Here is a 19,920-nt window from a genome sequence, read left to right as displayed (position 1 = left end):
TTATCATTATAATTTTATGTTGAAAAGTTTTAAAAACCGTTTTACAATAAGGTTATAATTTTTATGGCGAGCTTTTCACATACATATTATCAGGAGGGAAAAAAGATGGCAAAATATACAATCGTTGATAAAGATACTTGTATTGCATGTGGTGCTTGTGGTGCTGCTGCACCAGACATTTATGACTATGATGATGAAGGTATTGCATTCGTAACATTAGACGATAACCAAGGTATCGTTGAAATTCCAGATGTATTACTTGAAGATATGATGGATGCATTCGAAGGTTGTCCAACTGACTCAATTAAAGTTGCTGACGAATCATTCGACGGCGATGCTTTAAAATTCGAATAGTCTTTTATTAACTTCAAAAAATACCCCTCATTCATTTGAGGGGTATTTTTTGTTTTCTATTTTCAGTCTCCTTAATAAAAACCCATTAGTAGTTGTATACTACTAATGGGTTTATTTTATATTTATGCATTTTTCATTTTTGCAAATACCCATACTTTCAGGCGTGAGAATAACGCTACAAATACAATTGTTACAACAATTCCTTTAATCAAATTAAATGGTAAGATTGCCGTTACAACCGTTGTTTTTATCGCTTCGCTAGACATAGCTGGTGAATTTAAAAACCAAGTGTAAGCTGGGAATATGATGATGTAATTTAATACACTCATAATGAGCGCCATTGTAATTGTCCCTAGCATTAATCCTGTCGTTAAACTCTTAACAGTACGATACTTCCTAAATAAGAAAGCTGCTGGTCCAATAAATAAACATCCTGCAATAAAGTTAGCAATTTCTCCAACTGGTACTCCCGTTAAACTCCCTTGAATCCCGTAATGTAAAATATTCTTTATCGCTTCTACAATTACCCCTGCAACTGGTCCGAAAATAATCGCAGCAATTAAAGCTGGCACATCACTAAAATCAATTTTTAAAAATGGTGGCAGCCCTGGGAACGGGAAATCCAACATCATCAGTAAATATGCAATACTACTTAGCATTGCTACACTCACCATCTGCACTACACTGTTTTTTTGTTTCATCTTTCTCTCTCCTTTTCCATCGATCATCTCATGGAAAGTGGAAAGGTTCTGCTATGCCTACTTTTTCATAGAACGAAAAAACCCTTTGTGTTTTACACAAAGGGAGAATTTAAGGCACATCAAACAGACGTTCAAATACCTATCTTTTTTGAACGCTTGAACCTCCATCTTCTCCCATCCAGACTGTACTGTCGGCTTTGGAATCACACCAAATCCTGCCTTAACGGCTCGCGGGCTTAGAACAAAATCACATATAGTTCATCACCGCCGGTCGGGATTTTCACCCTGCCCCGAAGATAGACCGATATTCTATTTTCTACTTCATTATACAACAACATGATCGTATTGTGAACAAAAAAATCGTAACTTATTAAAAATAAGTTATTAATTTTACATAATCAAAATCATTCATTATATTTTACAATACACTCCATATTTTTTAGTATTCGGCATTTCTCCTATGAATCCCCTAGTCATATATAATTAAAAGTGATAAGATGTTGAATTGTTAAGATAAGAACATTTTCTGGATTATGGAGGAAATGTCATGAAGAAAGAGAAGAGACACTCTATTCGAGAAACAATGAAAAAAAACTTAAGGAAAGAATACTTTTACTTAAAAAAAGAATTACTTTTCTACTGTCCAATTGATTTAGGCACATTCTCAAGCGAGACATACTATGCTGCTTTCGATGAAGATGGCATCAGTATTTATCAGTATGATAAAAAGACAGAAAGTAAATTAAAATTATGTGAGCGTCATCCATGGAAGAGTTGGAATAAAGTAAAGGTTGATCATTATTTGACAACTTCACAATTTATTTTTCAAGGTGAGCGAAACTGGATATTATCCCTTTTCCAAAAAGGAAAAGAAGCTCAAAAAATAATAGAAGAGCATACATCTTTACAAACTGAAGTTGTTTCCCGCTCTTTCTTAAAAAAGCTTCCTGGTTTCCGTTCTAATGCACCATTGAATAAATACATCGGCAGCATTTGCTATACTGCACTCATTGCATTTTTATTAAAATGGATGATTCCATTTCAAGGACCACAAATCGCCCTGTACTCTATTTCAATCGGTTGTATGCTTCTTGGTTTACTTTGTTTGACAATTGGTTTAATTGAACCGACTATTGTACTATTTCGAACAAACGAAAAAACAAGAGCGAAAGTATTTTACTTATATAGCTACTTAGCTATTTCTGGATTTATATGTGTCTTTATTTTTTGGTAAAAAAGAGCTAGTTATAAACTAGCTCTTTTTTTTACTTTACATATAATTGTTGATTTGGATAAATCAGCTCTTGTTGCAACCCATTTTTTTCTTGAATTTCCTTAACTGACATTCTAAATTTCCGCGCAATGCTAACTAGAGTGTCGCCTTTTTGGACGACGTATAACGATGAAGAAACTGCTTCATTTCTTTGTTCATGTAAAACAAGCAATGGATTCATCGCATTCTTTTTTGCCATCGTCCATCTTCCTTGATGAACTTCTAAATGTAAGTGTGCACCTCGGGATTCTCCTGTATTTCCTACTTCTCCAATTATTTCTCCTTTTGAAATATAATCCCCTTGAACTACATATCTCTTATTTAAATGTGCATACACAGCCTCATATTCTCCATGTTTAATAAAAACAACATTTCCATAACTACTTGAATAATAAGACTTTGTTACCTTACCTTCTTGAATAGCTGACACAGGCGCGCCGATCGGTGCCGCTATATCTATACCGTAGTGTTTTCCGTGCCTTGTCCCAAAATAATCACTTATCTGCCCTTCAACAGGCCATGCCCATTGATTTCCCTCTGCGTACACATGTAATTGAGATAAAAACAGTACTGTCAATAACATGACGCCATATTTTAAAGCTTTCATATACATCCTCCGTTTTCTAATTACGACCATACCTTCTCTATTTTGGTATATTACAGAAAAAACTATACAAAAAAGAAAGTGAATCACTCCACTTCCTTCTCTTTCTTATCACGAAAAACGATTGCACTGCGATTATACTCTACATCTTTTACTTGTAATCGAGCGTTTATTACTCTAGCTACTGCAAATAAATAGTCAGATAATCTATTTACATACTTTAGAACAACTGCATTTATTTCTCCTTCCTTTTGCAAGGATACGATACATCGTTCCGCTCGCCTTACAACTGTACGTGCAATATGAATAGCAGCAGCTGCCGACTCGCTTCCACCTGGTAAAATAAAGCGCTCTAGCGGCGGTGCTTCTTCTATATACGAATCAATTCTACCTTCTAAGTTTTCGACCATTTCAATTTTTACTTTATAAGGAATTTTCTCGCCTACTATCGCCAAGTCTCCCCCGCAATCAAATAGTTCATGTTGAATCGTTTCAAGTTCATTGTAAATATCTCCGAAAGCCCCGCCTTGTAGTTTCGTCATCGCATATCCAATATGAGAATTCGCCTCATCTATCGTGCCATATGCTTCCACTCGGATATCATCTTTATCCACTCTGCCACCTATTACACTTGTTGTTCCTTTATCTCCTGTTTTTGTATATAATTTCATCGCTTTACGACACCCCTCTCATTATTCTTCATTCGACTAAGTTAGAAAAAAAGTTCTACTATTATTTATTTAATTGATTTTACAAAAAAATAAAAAACAGTAGAACTTTATTCATTATCAACTTTAAAAACACATATCTAAATTATACGATTCGGTAAATATACAGAGAATGTAGTTCCCTCTCCAACAACACTTGAAACAGCAATTTTCCCATCATGGCCTTGCACAATATTTTTGGCAATCGCAAGCCCGAGTCCTGTTCCACCTTTTTTCCCACGTGTTCTTGCTTTATCAGCTTTATAGAAACGATCAAATAAAAATGGAATATCTTCTTCTGGAATACCGGCGCCTGAATCTTGCACTTCAAAAATAAGACCATTATTTTTCGTATCAATTACAAGTGTTACATGTCCGCCTGCGTTCGTATGACGTATTGCGTTATCAATTAAATTCGTCAATACTTGTTCCATACGATCTGCATCAAACGGGTACTGCTCAATTGAATCTTTGAAATCAACCGTTAACGCGACTTCTTTATCCTTCGCAATTCCTTGGAATTTACGACCTATTTTTTCAACGAAAGGATGAATATCAACTTCACCTATATGTAACTCTACATTACCACTTTCCATACGCGCTAAATCTAACAATTCATTTACAAGTTTACCTAAACGAACGGATTCATCATAAATGATTTGAACAAACTCATTAATTTCTTCTTTTGTTTGCACAATATCATCTAAAATCGCTTCACTATACCCTTGAAGCATGACCATCGGTGTACGAAGTTCATGTGATACGTTCGCAATAAAGTCTTGACGCATCTTCTCAAGACGGCGTTCTTCCGTCATATCACGCAATACAGCTACAGCCCCGCGAATTTTCGTTTGATTGTAAAGCGGCGTCATAAGAACTACATAGTTACCTTTTTGTAAATTAATTTCAACCACTTGTTGTTGTTCGCTTTCTACAACGAGATGGAATAGTTCAACAAGTTCAGAAGGTAGTTTTTTACTGAGCTCTATCTCTTTTTCTTCTTGCCAAACTTGTAAGAAATGTTCAGCCGGCGGATTGATTACAACGACTTCACCTTCTTGATTTAATGTAATAACCCCATCTGCCATACTACTTAAAATACTAGCTAACTGCTCTTTCTCTTGCTGCAGGGCATTCATATTAAACTTCAACTGTTTCCCCATTTGATTTAAGGCTGTTGCAAGCTCACCAATCTCGTCCTGGGATACCATAGGAGCTTTTGCATCAAACTTCCCACGCGACACCTCAAAAGCAACCTCACGCATTTTACGAAGTGGCGCTGTAATTCGAGTAGATAAGAAGAATGCAAAGAAAGTTGTTAATATAATCGCAATCCCTGCTGATAAGAATATAAAATCAGTCGTTCTTTCCATACCTTGTATCGGTACTTGTAAAGATTCGTATACAAACACTGCACTTTCATTTTTTGACTGTACTGGTTTTCCGACAATCATAATATCATTTTCAGTATTTTTATTCTTTCTACTATTAGAGGCTTTTCTAATGTTATTCTTAATTTCTTTTTTGTCTGTAAAAACAGCCGCTAATTCTTTATCTTCTTTTAAGTCATCCATTGTAAGAGTGACTAATCCTTCTTGTTTCGGTGAAGAAGATATTTCTTTACCATCTTCTACAATAATGATCCTTGAAAGTGGGTCAGAGAATTTGTACGCGATATTCTCAATCGTTTTGACATCGGCACCTTCTTCAATTAACTCTGAAACACTTGTTGCAACCTTTTGAAGCCTAGCTTCACTCATATCAACATAATATGTTCTAAAAAACTGTGAAAGTAAAATCGCAACAAATCCAAGCACGAACGAAACGAGAAGTAATATGGTCATCCATAACTTCCCTACTACACTTCTCCAAAGCATCAGTCGTTCACAACCTCAAACTTGTAACCTACGCCCCAAACGGTAACAATCATCTTCGCAGCATCGGGTGATTTTTTACTTAACTTCTCACGTAAACGCTTTACATGCGTATCAACTGTACGTAAATCTCCGAAGAATTCATATTGCCATACTTCTTTTAGCAATTGCTCACGATCGAATACTTTATCAGGCGCTTTCGCTAAGAATAATAGTAATTCGTACTCTTTCGGTGTTAAGTTCACCTCATTACCATCTGCTGTAACACGGTGTGCATCATTATCAATTGTTAAATGAGGGAATACAGTAACATCTTTTGTCGTTGTATCTTGCGTAAAGAATGTTGTTGGTACAGAACGGCGTAAGACCGCTTTCACTCGAAGCACTACTTCACGTGGGCTAAATGGTTTCACAATATAATCATCGGTTCCTACCTCAAACCCTTGTACCCGATTTACTTCTTCACCTTTTGCTGTCAACATAATAATTGGCGTCGCTTTCTTCTCACGAACCCCTTTACATACTTCGATACCATCTTTACCAGGCATCATAAGATCTAATAAAATTAAATCATAATCATTTTGCAGTGCCATTTCTAAAGCTGTATCACCATTGTCTGCTTCTTCAATTGTGTATTGTTCTCTCTCTAAATACATTTTCAACAAACGACGAATACGATCCTCATCGTCTACAATTAAAATTCTTGATTCATTTTCCATTTCTACCCGTTGCGTACTTTTACCACAACGGTTCACACCTACCCTTCTATACTATTATGTTGCGCTATTCTCGTTTATTTAAGCAATCTTCTAAATGTTTCACTTCCCATATTATGCTTCACAAGAATAATAAAGTTTGTTCAATTTTTTTCCAAAACTATGTATTTTTTTTGAACAGTATATAATGTCCTCGACATCATTTTACAAAATCAACCGCTACTTTGTCATGTTTTTCTCAAAAAAGAAGAAAAGTTGACAAAAATAAAATAGGAAAGTGACATACACTCTCCTATTTTATTTCTCTATGCGTATGAATGTAAACCCGCGATAATTAAGTTTACTACAATAAAGTTAAACATAATAATTGCAAAACCAATTACCGCTAACCATGCTGACTTCTCTCCATGCCATCCTTTTGATAAACGTAAATGTAATACCGCCGCATAAAAAAGCCACGTTATAAGTGCCCAAACCTCTTTCGGATCCCAGCCCCAAAAACGTGTCCACGCTATTTGAGCCCAAATCATGGCGAAAATTAATGCACCCAATGTGAAAACTGGGAATCCAATTGCAATAGAACGATATCCTATTTCATCTAACAAATCGCTATTCGTATTTTTCACTAACGGCTGAAGTGCCGCTGATACTCGTTTACGTAAAATTAGCCTTAATACAATATAGAGTAACGTTCCGACTAACACTGACCAAATAACAGTATTTAATTTTTTCGCATTTACAATCGCCGGAACTTCAACTGTCGGCTCTAATTTATTTTCTGTCAGTAACTTCCCTTCATGCGGCCCCACTAAAGCCGGAAGATTATATTTCATTTCCACTTGTTGTTCATTTTTATCAATCCATTGAAACTTTGCTTCATATTGCATACTAGAATATACCGTTGTTACTCCAATAAACCCAACTGTACAAACAAGTGTGAATACTACCGTCTCTAGCCAAAATGTACGTTTACTTTTCACTGATTGATCTACATTTTTCAATAAATACATAACGCCCGTAATAAAACTAATTGCTAAAATTGCTTGTCCTGCAGCCGCAGTCGTCACGTGAATATGTAACCAATTACTTTTTAAAGATGGAATAAGCGGTGATATTTCCCTCGGAAACATACTTGCATAAGCAATTAATAAAAGCGCAACTGGTAATGCAAATAGTCCGATTATACTTACGCGGTACATAAAGTACATGACAATAAATGCTCCGACAAGCATCATGCCGAAAAACGTACCAAATTCAAAAAAGTTACTAACTGGCGCATGACCTGATGCGATCCACCTTGTTACAAAATAAACTGTTTGTGCAATAAACCCTAAAATTGTAATCGTTATTCCTACGTTTGCCCATTTATGACCCTTTTCTTTAATTGCTCCCCCAAAAAATAGAGTGGCAATTAAATATAAAATAAATGCGGTAAAGAGAAAGTTACTACTTATTTGCACCATATCGTTTCCCCACCTTAACTAATTTTTTTATCGACTACTTTATCATTTGGTTGCGGAATTGCTGTACCTTCTAGTACTCTTTCAATATCTTTCTTTAAACCGAACCAGTTTTTATTCGTATGTCCTGCAATCCACCATTCATCATTAACGCGTTGTATCCAAATACGGCGATGATTCCAATACATACCTTGAATGACACCAACCATAAATATAAATCCTCCAATACCGAGAATCCAAAGCGTTAAATCTTTCCTTACAGTAAGTGCTGTTGCATTTTGCATTTCCACACCTGCAAAGGACATTTTATATTTGTTATTCCCATCAGCTTCTATATTTTGCTGTATACCAACAAAACTCACTTCACCATCTGGTGTTTCAGGTGTAAACATTTTAAATACGAATGCAGGGTTGTTTGGTAATTTTGTTTTTGTATTTGGTCTTCCATTCTCATCAAAATAAAAATCAGGGAAATAGCTTAATAGTTCTAAAGAATAACCATTTCCTAAATCATATTTTTCTGCAGGGTTTGTTAAATCAACTTTAATCGGTCCCCACTTTTGATTATTTTCTTTATTTTGCAAACGGAAGGACATACTTTTAAATTCATTTTCTCTATAACTCAATTGATAAACAGCAAATTGATCAAATTTCAGCGGTTCATTTACTCGAATTTCAACTTCTTTTACTTTTTCCAATTTTGGTTTTTGTCCAGCTATCTTTTCACCTACCGCTTTATATAATACGGCATTCGTTTGGAAGTTTTTCGCAATCATTTTATCACCTACACGGTCAATTGCTTCATCAAAAACTTCCTTGTCCTTACTTTTATCATAAACTTCCTTTATAAACTTCTCACTTTTTAAATAATATTGGCCATCCGTCCCTGGGATTTCTTTCGTTTCACCATCACGTAACCAAAGCGTTTCATCTACATACATACTCGGTAAAAAACGAAGCATCGCACCGAATAAAAAGATAATAAGACCGATATGATTTACATATGGACCCCAACGCGAGAAACGTCCCTTTTCTGCTAAAACGTTTCCGTCTTCCACTTTCACATTATAGTTCGTTTTCTTTAAATTCTTTTGAACTTTGTCAAAATCTCCCTCTTGCGGTGTACCAGTGCCATATAATCTTTGTCTCTTTAAAAAGCTAGGATGCCTTTTTACGCCTTGCTTTTTTAAAGCTTTATAAAGTGGAATAACGCGGTCTAAACTACATATCACAAGTGAAATACCGATAGAAGCAATCAAAATCATATACCACCATGAACCGTATAAATTATTAAAGCCTAATTGATAGTATAATTGCCCTAAAAATCCGTATTCTTGCTTATAATATTCAGCTGGTGCAATCCCTGGAGTTATGTACATTTCTTGCGGAAAAATAGTTCCAATCGCCGATGCAGCTAAAGTGATTACAATGAGCCATACACCGACTTTTACAGAAGAGAAAAAACTCCAAATTTTATCGACTATCGTTTTTGTTTGCGTGAGAGATCTCCGGGCGCTTCCCTCATAGCGCATATCCAATAGTTTTATATTTTCATTGCTTTCAAATGGTTTCCCGCAAGCTTCACAAAAAACGGTTCCTATCGGATTTACATGTCCACATTCACACTTAATTTCTTTCAACACTCTCACCGCCCCTGTATCTATATGTACTATTGTATATTCTAGCCTTAATTTACCGCAATACTCAGAATTTTTAAACCAAAGGCGCTATAGGTAAGCGCCTTGTATGTAAAGGCTTTCTTTATTACGGAGTGATTTTCTTTAAATACTCCTCCAGTTGTTCTATCGTTTGTTCACCTTTAATCTCTTGAATCACCTTACCATCTTTATCAATCAAGAAGCTCGTTGGTAATGGTATTACTCCATACGTTTTTATAATTTCTCCACCTTTATCGATTGCAACGGGGAACTTAAGATCGTATTGTTTCACAAAATTCTTAACAGCAATATCCGTTTCATCTGCATCTAACGCAATAATTTCAACGCCTTTTTCTTTATACTTTGGATATAATTCATTCATATAAGGCATTTCTTTCTCGCAAGGTTTACACCAAGTGCCCCAAAAGTTTAAAAATACACCTTTTCCCTTAAAATCTTTTAGCTCAATTTTCTTTCCTTCTAAATCTGTCACAACAAAGTTAGGTGCTTCTTTTCCAATTTCCATCTTCTCTTCTTTAGTGAAATACCCTTGATAAAGTGTAAATCCTACAGCCCCACATAAAATGAGCAGAATGATAACGCGAAATAATAAGCGATTTTTTTTCATATTGTCTCCCCTCTCTTCGACGAGTGATGAATATATGTATTTTTTAATAAATCACCAGCGGAGCATTCCACTGGTGAAATTTTCACAATATCGATTAGCGAGGCTTTGTAGAAGCCAATGCACGTAATTGTTTTACCTCATGTGGTGTCAATTCTCTTGCATCACCAGGTCGCAGGCTTCCTACTTCTAAGAAAGCATAGCGTTCACGCTTTAGTTTCACTACTTTACAATCTAACGCTTCAAACATACGACGTACTTGACGGTTACGTCCTTCATGAATTGTTAATTGTACAATCGCCATTTCTTTACGCTTGTCCCAAGAAATAATCTTCACACGTGCTGGTGCTGTTTTTCCGTCTTCTAACATAACACCGCGTTCTAACATGCGAATTTTCTCACCTGTTAGTGGACCTTTTATTTTTGCAACATATGTTTTTTCAACTTTATATCTAGGGTGCATTAATACGTTTGCGAAGTCCCCATCGTTTGTCATTAATAATACACCAGACGTATCATAATCTAAGCGTCCGATTGGGAATAAACGTTGTGTAATCTCCGGGAAAAAGTCTGTTACAACACTTCTTCCTTTATCATCTGATACACTTGAAATTACGCCAGTTGGTTTATATAGTAAAAAATAAACAGGTTCTTCTTTTTCAAGAGGGATGTTATTTACTTCTACTTTATCTTGAGGAGTTACTTTCGTTCCTAACTCCTTCACTATTTTTCCGTTAACTTTCACTTTTCCTTGCTGAATTAATTCCTCAGCCTTTCTTCTCGATGCAATACCTGCTTGCGCAATCACTTTTTGTAATCGTTCCATTTCTTTTTTTCACCTCGAATTTATCTTACCTTACATTAGAAAGACTTGGCAACCGCATACGCTTGACGGCTTTTCGCTTCATCTTACTTAAACAACATAGCGATGATAATAAACATATAAAGGTCAAACCATGTTTTTACCTTTTATTATTGTCCATATTTTTCATATTGCTCACAATAAAAGTTCATTATTTTGTCAAAAATACCGCATAAAAAAACCACTATTAAGCAACACCTTAATAGTGGTCGTATACGTATTATAAGCGAAATAGCATAAAAAATGAATAGTATTACTTAAACATTAAAGAAACAAACACAATCGAACAAATAATTCCGATTAAATCAGCAAAAAGTCCTACTTTTAATGCATCTCCCATTTTTCTAATTCCAACAGCTCCGAAGTATACTGTTAAAATATAAAAAGTCGTATCTGTACTCCCTTGCATCGTAGAAGCCAATCGCCCAATGAATGAGTCTGGTCCATATGTGGCAATTAAATCGGTCGTAATACTTAAACCAGCAGAGCCCGAAATAGGACGTATAAGTGCTAGTGGAACAATTTCTGCTGGGACATGAATTAAATCTAACATCGGCTTCATTACTGATATCATTGCATCTAATGCACCTGAAGCTCGAAATATAGAAATAGATACGAGCATTCCAACCATAAACGGTAAAATAGAGATTGCAATTTGAATCCCTTCTTTCCCCCCCTCAACGAACGATTCATACGTCGGCACTTTCTTTATCGTTCCATATAAAAGGATAAAACCAATTACACAAGGGATTACCCATAATGATATCGTATTAACAATACTCATTTTTTCCGCCCCTTCCTACTCCTTCTTCGGTAAAAATAGCGATCAATCCAAATCGCTCCGATCATAGAGAGTACTTGTGCAATGAATGTTACCCCAACAATTTCAGTTGGATTCGCTGATTCATACGTCATTCGAATTGAGATGACAGTAGTAGGAATTAAAGTAATCGCTGATGTATTTAACGCAAGAAACGTCACCATAGAACGGCTCGCCGAATCCTTTCCCCCATTTAACTCTTTCAATTGTTCCATCGCTTTTATACCAAGAGGGGTCGCAGCATTACCTAACCCAAAAAAGTTAGCCATCATATTGGATAAAATAAATCCCATTGACGGATGGTCCTTTGGTATTTCTGGAAACAACCTTTTTACTATCGGCATAAAAAGTGACACTAACTTTTTTAACAATCCTGCTTCCTCTGCAACTTTCATTAAACCGAGCCAAAATACTAAAACACTAATGAGTCCTATACAAATTGTTACTGCGTCTTTTGCTCCATCAAATACTGCTTTATTGATTGCTTCCATCGTTCCATTTATCATGGCATATACAATCCCTATGACTGCCATCGCTACCCATACGAGATTAACCATCGCTTCCAACACCTATCATATGAGAAAAAATTTCTTTCACATTATTCCAATACACTCCCGTTGTAGCTACTAACTTTCGTTTACTATAAAATAAATTTCGTTCTCCAACTTTCTCATTGCCAACATAAATTTCTGTCTTTCCAACCTTTACTCCATCCTTAAGTTTCGCACTTTTATCAAGTTCAACTTTTAATACGACATTCTTTCTTTCCTGCTCAGTTAAAGGTACCGCAAAACTATTTTTCGTATAAACATGATTGGCATATTTCTTTTCAGTTATTTCAGCAAGAGCTCCTTGTCCTACCACGTTTGTTTGTTTGAAACGTTCAAAACCTTTATCAAATAAATTCATATGATCATCCCAATCGCTAGAAGCGCTCAAAGTTACGACAATTAAATCTAGTCCATCTTTTGATGCTGTTGTAACAAGCGTCCGGCCTGCTTTCTTCGTAAAACCCGTTTTTCCTCCTGTTGCAAATTCATAATAAGACGTCACAAGTTTATGTTTGTTTTTCCACGGATAATCCCACGAATCTGATTTATACGTTTTTGTCCCAAAAATCTTCTTAAAGGTTTCGTTCCCCATTGCATACCTTGTTAAAAGTGCCATATCATAGGCCGACGAATAATGGGATCCATCTCCATCCAAACCATGTGGGTTTGAAAAGTGAGTATCTTTCATTCCAATTTGTTTCGCCTTTTCATTCATTAAATATACAAACCCTTCTATACTCCCTCCTACATTTTCAGCAATTACTTGTGCTGCATCATTACCAGATCTAAGCATGAGTCCGTATACTAAATCCTCTAATTTTACTTTCTGTCCAGGCTTTAAATAAATTGCAGATCCTTCGACCCTGACCGCTTCATTACTTACTAATACCTTTTCTTTCATTTTTCCTGATTCAGCAGCTAACAAGGCCGTCATAATTTTTGTTATACTAGCAATTTTTTGCGGCTCATGTTCTGCTTTTCCGTATAATACACGTCCAGAATGTTGCTCCATTAATACAGCATTACGAGCACTGACATTGCTGTTCATCTTTGCATATGTAGGAATTGGTATAACGCTTGCGTACATAATAAGAAGCGTAATGATTACACAAATTCGTCTCATATTTCCCCCCACGTCCTTTTGGCACTTTTTGTACAAGTGTATGCTTGGCCTTTTAAAATATGAACGAAATCTCCCTCTCCTTCCAATAAAAAAGACGCAGAGAACCTGCGTCTAATAAGGTGTCCATTCTATTTGTTTTGCACTTTCAAATCTTTTTTCTACATCCGGCCAATTTACAACATTCCACCAATTTTTAATATATTCATCTTTTCGATTTTGGTATTGTAAATAATACGCATGTTCCCACACGTCTAGTACAAGGAGCGGTATCGTATCCCATTGTGTAAATAATTGATGAAGTGTACTCTGCAAAATTTCTAATCTTCCCGATCGCGGAACCCAAACGAGAATTGCCCATCCTGAACCTTCCACTTTAGAGGCTGCTTCTGTAAAATGTTTTTGAAAACGCAAGAAACTTCCAAAATCTTGTTCAATCCGGTGTGAAAGAGCCCCTCTTGGACTTCCGCCGCCACCTTTTTTCATGTTATTCCAAAATATTGTGTGCAAGTAATGACCTGATCCATGAAAAGCAGCTTCTCTTTCCCAATGCTTAATTAAATCAAATTGATTTGTTTTTCTCGCTTCTTCCATCATTTTCTCTGCCTTATTTAATCCTTCCACGTAACTACGATGATGTTTATCATGGTGTAACATCATAATTTCTCTAGAAATATACGGTTCTAACGCATTATATGGATAAGGTAGTGGTGGGAGTATATGCCCTCCAATTGGAACAGCTCGTTCACTATCTCCTCTTTCACATAGTTCATATTCCTCTTCTCCCTGCACGAATACTTCCTGCAAATGATGCTGAATATGTTCTACATCATCACTTATTTCATACATAAACTCTGCATCTGTATCATACTCATGCTCTTTCATACGGTCTAATAACGTTTGAATTTTATAAGCAAGCATATGGACATCATACACTTCCATTGCACGGCTATCTAATACGTGAAGAACACTTTCACACCAGCTTTCTACTTCATGAAAGTAATCTGTGAATACACCTTGCTGACTCATGTTACACCTCCTTAATGCTATCCCCTTAAATATATTCAAAGGAAACCCCTTATATAACTGTACAAAAGGAAAAGAAGCTAAGTACCCTTAGCTTCTTTTTCACAATTAATATTTGTGTAACATCTTTGTTTGGTAATCCGTCTCATAATATTCTAGTTCTTCACGCATCAATTGAAATTTACCTTCTAAATTCTTCATTACTTGCTCTATAGATGCAGGTGGCGTTTGTTGAAAAACGATGGAGTTTTTCCCTGTATAAGCAGACCGACTATTTTCATACCAATGATCACTCTTTGGTGAAAAAAACTCTGCAATTACTTGATGATAAATTTTATATAAAATCTTTTCAGCTGCTGTCTTTCGAAATGGCTGGCTATTTAACAAAACAAAACACGCATCATGCCCTTCTTCACAAAAAACGAGAAGACGTCTTATTGACGCTAATAACCCTTTATAATATTGTTCGTTTCCTGCCGGTGTCTCTTCTAATAAAGAAGGCAACGTATGATAATTTACATAATTGGTTATCAAATGAATAACATCTTCTAAAAACATAGAAACTTGTTCTGTTTGATTTTCCACCATTAGATTAGACATTTTTCCCTCTCCTTTGCCAGTTCACTCTATTTCTACTCTTTTATTTTTATGTAATTCAGCCAATATTTCTTGTACTTTCACGACTATTTCCTCATCAAAATATTGTTGGAATTCTTCTATATTATTTAAATACAAACGTTTTTGCATGCGAAGCTCATTCTCTTTCAGTAAACAACAGATCGCTACAATATCCCGCAAATATATGTCTTGATTTTCTACTTTACATACCGGATTTCCTTCAAAAGGAGTAATTTCTTGTACAACTTCTTCAAAATATCGAACATATAAAACAGAAAAGATTCTTTCTTTATCATTTAATATATATGTCACTTCAGATCTATTAAAAAAATCTTCTGACGTATTAGGTTTTGCTTTCTCTAGCTCATATCCCGCATAACCTATTATAATCATCTACTTCCCCTCTCTTCCTTCTTTCAATTCATTTTAACTTAATTTTCTGACAAACGAAATACTCTTTTAAATATAACCCTTATAAAAAATAGCTTCCTTATACAGGAATTTACCTTTTTATTTTTCTTGAAGTTTGTCATAATAATATTATTGTCTCAGTTTTCTTATACAAGGAGAGTTGTATTTATGTCGTTTTCATGGAAACGTTTCTTACAAATCGGGAAAATTATCTTCCCATTTGTTGTATTAACCATTGTATTCTTTCAAGCAAAAAAAGAATTAGCAGGCATTTCTTTTTTAGAAGCAATCAATACAATTAAAAACATTCCAACCGGAGGAGTCTTTTTAGCCATTACACTTGGTGCATTTGCCGTATCAACAATGTTCTTTTACGACTATGTTATGCTTCGTTATTTAAAAGCTGATATACCTGTCCAAAAGATTTTTCGTATCTCATGGATTGCTAATACCTTAAATGGATTTATTGGATTTGGTGGTCTCGTTGGAGCGGGTGTACGTACGATGCTTTATCGTCCATACATAAAAGAAAATGGCAAACTGATTAAAAGTATCGCCTGGATGACAACTGCTTTTATTAACGGACTCGCTATTCTTTCATTCCTCGGCCTTATTGGAATATTAGACACAAGTTTTATTTTGCATGAAAAACCGTGGCTATGGCCTGTTTTGATCTTCTTCGCCCTTTTCGTCCCTATATACATTGGCTTTTCTAAACTAAAAAATAGAAAACCAAAGCAAACCGAAGGACAAGATGAACGAGAAGAAGAGAAAAATCCAACTGTTTTATACTCATTAGTTTCATTAGTTGAGTGGGTATCTGCTGGTATTGTTATGTACGTCATACTAATATTATTTGGCATTGATATCGAATTTCAAAAGTTTTTAGGTGTGTATGTAATTGCTGCTTTAGCTGGTGTTGTTAGTCTTGTACCTGGTGGACTTGGTTCATTTGACCTTGTCTTTTTAACTGGGCTCGGACAATATGGCATTGATACAGGCGTATTACTACCTGCTATGTTATTATATCGCCTCGTCTATTACATTTTACCATTCTGCCTTGGTCTTATTTTTGCAGCTTTTGAAATGACAGGCGTGGCCATTAAAAAGTTTGAAGACAAACCTTTTATTGCGCCTGCATTAGAAACAACTGGTGTTATATGGACTTTGCAGCGTGATTTTCTAGGAAAACTAGGTTCGTGGGCCTCTGCTGCTTTAACAGTATTTGCTGGATTAATGGTTATTTTATCGACCATTCTACCGACAAGTATAAACAGAGCACACGCCTTACATATTCTAGCTCCAAAACATCTTATTCAATTTTCTTTTAGCTTATCACTAACATTCGGTATTCTCCTCCTGATCCTTTCACGAGGCATATATTATGGAACAAAACGTTCTTACTATATGACGATTATTTCTTTAATCGGAGCAGCTATCTTTAATACGCTAAAAGGGATTGATATTGAAGAAACGTTTATTTTATTAATTGTACTCGCTGTATTATATATGCTTCGCAAAAGATTTGTACGCGAGAAAATGGAAGTCTCACTTTCTGATATCGTAAAAGTTTTTATATTCTTACTTATAACTTTATATTTATATAAAAACTTAGGTATTTTATTTGCAGGTGCAAAAGAAGCTTTTAAACCTGATTTTGTCGTTCGTAATATTACGCAAGTAAAACGAAGTGCATTAGCAGCTGCCTTTTTCGTTCCTACATTTTTACTGATTGGCTCACTCATTGCTAATCGTTATCGAAATGAATTTCCCGGGCAACCAGCTAATGATAAAAGATTACAAAACTTTTTAGATGAACATGGCGGAAATGTACTTAGTCATTTAGGTTTTTTAGGCGATAAACAATTCTTCTTTAGTAGTGATGGGAAAGCGCTCCTTCTCTTCTCTATAACTGGAAAACGTCTTGTTGTGCTAGGTGATCCAATTGGAGATCCTTCCTCCTACCGTACTGTGTTACAAGAGTTTTTAGCTGAAGCTGACCGATTTGGATACATTTGTGTATTCTACCAAATCGAAAGTAAATGGATGAGTTTATATCATGATTTCGGTTACAACTTCTTTAAGCTTGGTGAAGAAGCTGTCGTTGATTTGAATGCATTTACAATAACAGGAAAAAAACGCGCCGGTATGCGAGCGACTTTCAACCGTTTTGAACGAGAAGGCTATATATTCTCTATTCACCAGCCGCCGTTCTCAGATGAACTATTTGAAGAATTAAAAAAAGTTTCAGATGCATGGCTCGGTGGAAAAAAAGAGAAAAGTTTCTCACTCGGATACTTTGATCGTGAATATATTAGCCGTGCTCCTATCGCTACATTATCTGATGCAGATGGAAAAATCATTGCATTCACGACATTTATGCCCGTATATCAAGACGGATCATTGTCTGTTGATTTAATGCGCTATTATCCAGATGCGCCTAGCGGCATTATGGATGCAATTTTCATCCACCTATTCCAGTGGGCAAAAGAAAATGAATACCACTCCTTTAATATTGGTATGGCACCACTTTCAAATGTAGGTTTATCGACACAATCTTTCTGGTCTGAACGGGTTGCTGCTGCCATCTTTAATAATGTTCGTTACACATATAGTTTCAGCGGGTTACGACATTTTAAAGAAAAATATAAACCAACATGGAGCGGTAAATATTTAGCATTTAGAAAGAATCATTCTTTACCAATTACAATGCTCTCTGTAACAAAATTAATAGGAAAAAGAAAAAACAGCTAAATAGTTAGCTGTTTTTTCTTTTTTGAACTTGTACAATAAATTCTTTTTCATATTTCTTACCATTTATATAGAAATCTCCCCATATTTTGTACGTTCCTTCGGTAGGAAATGTAATACGGTATTGTAATTGGCCCTCTGTATCAACAGGGATTGCATATAAAAAATTTTCTCTCGTTTCATCCACAATATAGAGCGCCTCCACTTCTCCTCTCTCTGCATGTAATTTCAATTTCTCACCCTTTTTCGCTTGAAATTGAAATGTTAACGTCACTGGCTCATTCGGATGCAGTGCACCGAATAAAAGAGAAACTTCATACTCCCCTATTTTTTTTGTAAGTACACTATCGATTGGAAACTTTACTTTTTTCTTATTTTTCTCCTCTATTTCCTTCCCAAAATCTTTCTTCGCAAATGATTGCACAGACTTATTTTTGTCTTCATATAAAAATATTGTATAACCTTCATCTTTCGCTATTTTAGAAGATACTTTATATGATCCATTTCCTGCAAATGTAGGTTTCATTTGTTGTACATGTTTTAATTGTCCGTCTACAATAACTGCCCGAATTTGATCATTCACACCACGTACTTCGCTATTTTTATTATTTAATAATTGAAACAAAATATCTGCTTTCTCATTTCCTTTTCCATTTGACACATCCCATTTTACTTCCTGAACATCACCTACAGTCTCTGTTGTTTCTTGATACTTTTTTATGTAAAATCCGCCTACTACAATAAATAACAAAGCAACAAATCCAATGACAAGATTTTTCAAGACATCACCTACTATTTTTATTATCTCTGTTCATACAAAACTTCTTAACTTATATATTCTAGATTGTGATTTATGAAATCCTCCTGCTTTGAACATATTACAAATAATTAAAAGATTTTAATTAAAAGGATTCGTAGTGTATAATGCAAATGATATTGATTTCTATCAATACATTATAAGGAGGACTTTTCATGAGTGTACATATTGAAGCAAAACAAGGCGAAATTGCTGAATCTATTCTATTACCTGGTGATCCATTACGTGCAAAATATATTGCGGAAACATTTCTAGAGGACGTTACTTGCTATAATAACGTTCGTGGAATGTTAGGATTCACTGGAACTTATAAAGGAAAACGCGTATCTGTTCAAGGTACAGGTATGGGTGTTCCTTCTATTTCTATTTATGTAAACGAATTAATCCAAAGCTACGGAGTTAAAAATTTAATTCGCGTTGGAACTTGCGGTGCGATTCAAAAAGACGTAAAAGTACGTGACGTTATTATTGCAATGACAGCTTGTACGGATTCTAATATGAACCGTTTAACATTCCCAGGTTTTGATTTTGCACCAGCTGCAAACTTTGATCTTTTAAAGAAAGCTTACGATGCTGGAACTGAAAAAGGCTTACACGTTCGTGTTGGTAACGTTTTAACAGCAGATGTGTTTTACCGTGAGAGCATGGACATAGTGAAAAAACTTGGAGATTACGGTGTACTAGCAGTAGAAATGGAAACAACTGCTCTTTACACATTAGCAGCGAAATACGGTGTAAATGCGTTATCTGTATTAACAGTAAGCGATCACATCTTCACTGGTGAAGAAACAACATCTGAAGAGCGTCAAACTACATTTAACGAAATGATTGAAATCGCTTTAGATGCAGCAATTCAACAATAATACATTAAAGAACTCGTCATACGTCTGTCGAGTTCTTTTTATGTGACCTTTTATTAAAAACTACTTTCGAAAGAGACAGATTTTCTCCTCTACTTTTTTGTAACGTTTG

The 19,920-nt window shown here is 35.4% G+C and carries 20 protein-coding genes and 1 riboswitch; of the genes, 4 read left to right on the top strand and 16 right to left on the bottom strand.

Translation table 11 applies throughout. The features are described 5' to 3' along the window. The first annotated feature begins 105 nt into the window (after positions 1–105). Positions 106–354: a ferredoxin gene (locus tag MR070_RS05180; protein WP_001151996.1), complete on the top strand. Its 249-nt coding sequence runs from the start codon at positions 106–108 to the stop codon at positions 352–354. A gap of 122 nt (positions 355–476) precedes the next feature. Here the strand turns inward: MR070_RS05180 and MR070_RS05175 are convergent, their stop codons facing one another. Then, positions 477–1,055, bottom strand: a complete 579-nt coding sequence (locus MR070_RS05175) for an ECF transporter S component (protein WP_000810855.1) — start codon at positions 1,053–1,055, stop codon at positions 477–479. Between the two features lie 162 nt (positions 1,056–1,217). Continuing rightward, positions 1,218–1,357: riboswitch (FMN riboswitch) on the bottom strand. 245 nt (positions 1,358–1,602) lie between these two features. Here MR070_RS05175 and MR070_RS05170 point away from each other — a divergent pair. Further along, on the top strand, positions 1,603–2,289 hold the full coding sequence (locus MR070_RS05170) for a hypothetical protein (RefSeq protein WP_000711807.1): 687 nt from the start codon (positions 1,603–1,605) through the stop codon (positions 2,287–2,289). A gap of 31 nt (positions 2,290–2,320) precedes the next feature. Here MR070_RS05170 and MR070_RS05165 read toward each other — a convergent pair whose 3' ends face one another. The 14 genes from MR070_RS05165 to MR070_RS05100 all read right to left on the bottom strand — a co-directional run bounded on the left by MR070_RS05165 (position 2,321) and on the right by MR070_RS05100 (position 15,362). Next, positions 2,321–2,935, bottom strand: coding sequence for a peptidoglycan DD-metalloendopeptidase family protein (locus tag MR070_RS05165; RefSeq protein WP_000645699.1), 615 nt, complete (start codon positions 2,933–2,935; stop codon positions 2,321–2,323). Between the two features lie 83 nt (positions 2,936–3,018). Beyond that, positions 3,019–3,603: a cob(I)yrinic acid a,c-diamide adenosyltransferase gene (locus tag MR070_RS05160; protein WP_242260704.1), complete on the bottom strand. Its 585-nt coding sequence runs from the start codon at positions 3,601–3,603 to the stop codon at positions 3,019–3,021. A gap of 137 nt (positions 3,604–3,740) precedes the next feature. Next, positions 3,741–5,516, bottom strand: a complete 1,776-nt coding sequence (resE, locus tag MR070_RS05155; protein ID WP_000964668.1) for a sensor histidine kinase ResE — start codon at positions 5,514–5,516, stop codon at positions 3,741–3,743. Next, positions 5,516–6,232 carry a DNA-binding response regulator ResD gene (resD, locus tag MR070_RS05150; RefSeq protein ID WP_000426862.1) on the bottom strand — a complete coding sequence of 239 codons (717 nt, stop codon included), beginning with the start codon at positions 6,230–6,232 and terminating at the stop codon, positions 5,516–5,518. The genes resE and resD overlap by 1 nt, the downstream gene beginning before the upstream one ends. Before the next feature lie 302 nt (positions 6,233–6,534). Continuing rightward, a complete protein-coding gene (resC, locus tag MR070_RS05145) occupies positions 6,535–7,692 on the bottom strand; it encodes a cytochrome c biogenesis protein ResC (RefSeq protein WP_000250097.1) in 1,158 nt (385 codons plus the stop codon). A gap of 14 nt (positions 7,693–7,706) precedes the next feature. After that, the gene (gene resB / locus MR070_RS05140; RefSeq protein WP_000910544.1) at positions 7,707–9,332 is read right to left on the bottom strand and encodes a cytochrome c biogenesis protein ResB; all 1,626 of its coding nucleotides are present in this window, start codon (positions 9,330–9,332) and stop codon (positions 7,707–7,709) included. Positions 9,333–9,453: 121 nt separating this feature from the next. Further along, complete coding sequence (gene resA / locus MR070_RS05135; protein WP_000742199.1) at positions 9,454–9,975, bottom strand: thiol-disulfide oxidoreductase ResA; 522 nt, start codon at positions 9,973–9,975, stop codon at positions 9,454–9,456. A gap of 94 nt (positions 9,976–10,069) precedes the next feature. Beyond that, positions 10,070–10,798 (bottom strand): 23S rRNA pseudouridine(2605) synthase RluB, encoded by a 729-nt coding sequence (gene rluB, locus MR070_RS05130; RefSeq protein ID WP_000440555.1) that lies wholly within the window; start codon positions 10,796–10,798, stop codon positions 10,070–10,072. Between the two features lie 289 nt (positions 10,799–11,087). After that, entirely contained in the window at positions 11,088–11,618 is a 531-nt protein-coding gene (spmB, locus tag MR070_RS05125) for a spore maturation protein SpmB (protein WP_000029511.1), read from the bottom strand. Beyond that, positions 11,615–12,211, bottom strand: coding sequence for a spore maturation protein SpmA (gene spmA, locus MR070_RS05120; protein WP_000247807.1), 597 nt, complete (start codon positions 12,209–12,211; stop codon positions 11,615–11,617). Before spmA ends, spmB begins: the two co-directional genes overlap by 4 nt. After that, complete coding sequence (gene dacB, locus MR070_RS05115; RefSeq protein ID WP_197225708.1) at positions 12,204–13,328, bottom strand: D-alanyl-D-alanine carboxypeptidase DacB; 1,125 nt, start codon at positions 13,326–13,328, stop codon at positions 12,204–12,206. Before dacB ends, spmA begins: the two co-directional genes overlap by 8 nt. A gap of 111 nt (positions 13,329–13,439) precedes the next feature. After that, entirely contained in the window at positions 13,440–14,354 is a 915-nt protein-coding gene (locus tag MR070_RS05110; protein ID WP_000082666.1) for a superoxide dismutase, read from the bottom strand. A gap of 105 nt (positions 14,355–14,459) precedes the next feature. Continuing rightward, positions 14,460–14,951, bottom strand: a complete 492-nt coding sequence (locus tag MR070_RS05105; protein WP_000067566.1) for a YpuI family protein — start codon at positions 14,949–14,951, stop codon at positions 14,460–14,462. A 21-nt stretch (positions 14,952–14,972) separates the two neighbouring features. Beyond that, a complete protein-coding gene (locus MR070_RS05100; protein ID WP_000583784.1) occupies positions 14,973–15,362 on the bottom strand; it encodes a hypothetical protein in 390 nt (129 codons plus the stop codon). Between the two features lie 186 nt (positions 15,363–15,548). Between MR070_RS05100 and mprF the strand changes: the two genes are divergently transcribed. Continuing rightward, positions 15,549–18,134, top strand: coding sequence for a bifunctional lysylphosphatidylglycerol flippase/synthetase MprF (gene mprF / locus MR070_RS05095; protein WP_000010859.1), 2,586 nt, complete (start codon positions 15,549–15,551; stop codon positions 18,132–18,134). 4 nt (positions 18,135–18,138) lie between these two features. Here the strand turns inward: mprF and MR070_RS05090 are convergent, their stop codons facing one another. Further along, the gene (locus MR070_RS05090; protein ID WP_138322256.1) at positions 18,139–18,927 is read right to left on the bottom strand and encodes a hypothetical protein; all 789 of its coding nucleotides are present in this window, start codon (positions 18,925–18,927) and stop codon (positions 18,139–18,141) included. 176 nt (positions 18,928–19,103) lie between these two features. Between MR070_RS05090 and deoD the strand changes: the two genes are divergently transcribed. Beyond that, positions 19,104–19,811, top strand: coding sequence for a purine-nucleoside phosphorylase (gene deoD / locus MR070_RS05085; RefSeq protein WP_000110703.1), 708 nt, complete (start codon positions 19,104–19,106; stop codon positions 19,809–19,811). The last annotated feature ends 109 nt before the right edge of the window (positions 19,812–19,920 follow it).

This window comes from Bacillus cereus group sp. BfR-BA-01453, from assembly GCF_022662915.1.
GTDB classification, from domain to species: Bacteria; Bacillota; Bacilli; order Bacillales; family Bacillaceae_G; genus Bacillus_A; species Bacillus_A paranthracis.
This window is presented reverse-complemented; position numbering and strand designations above follow the sequence as displayed.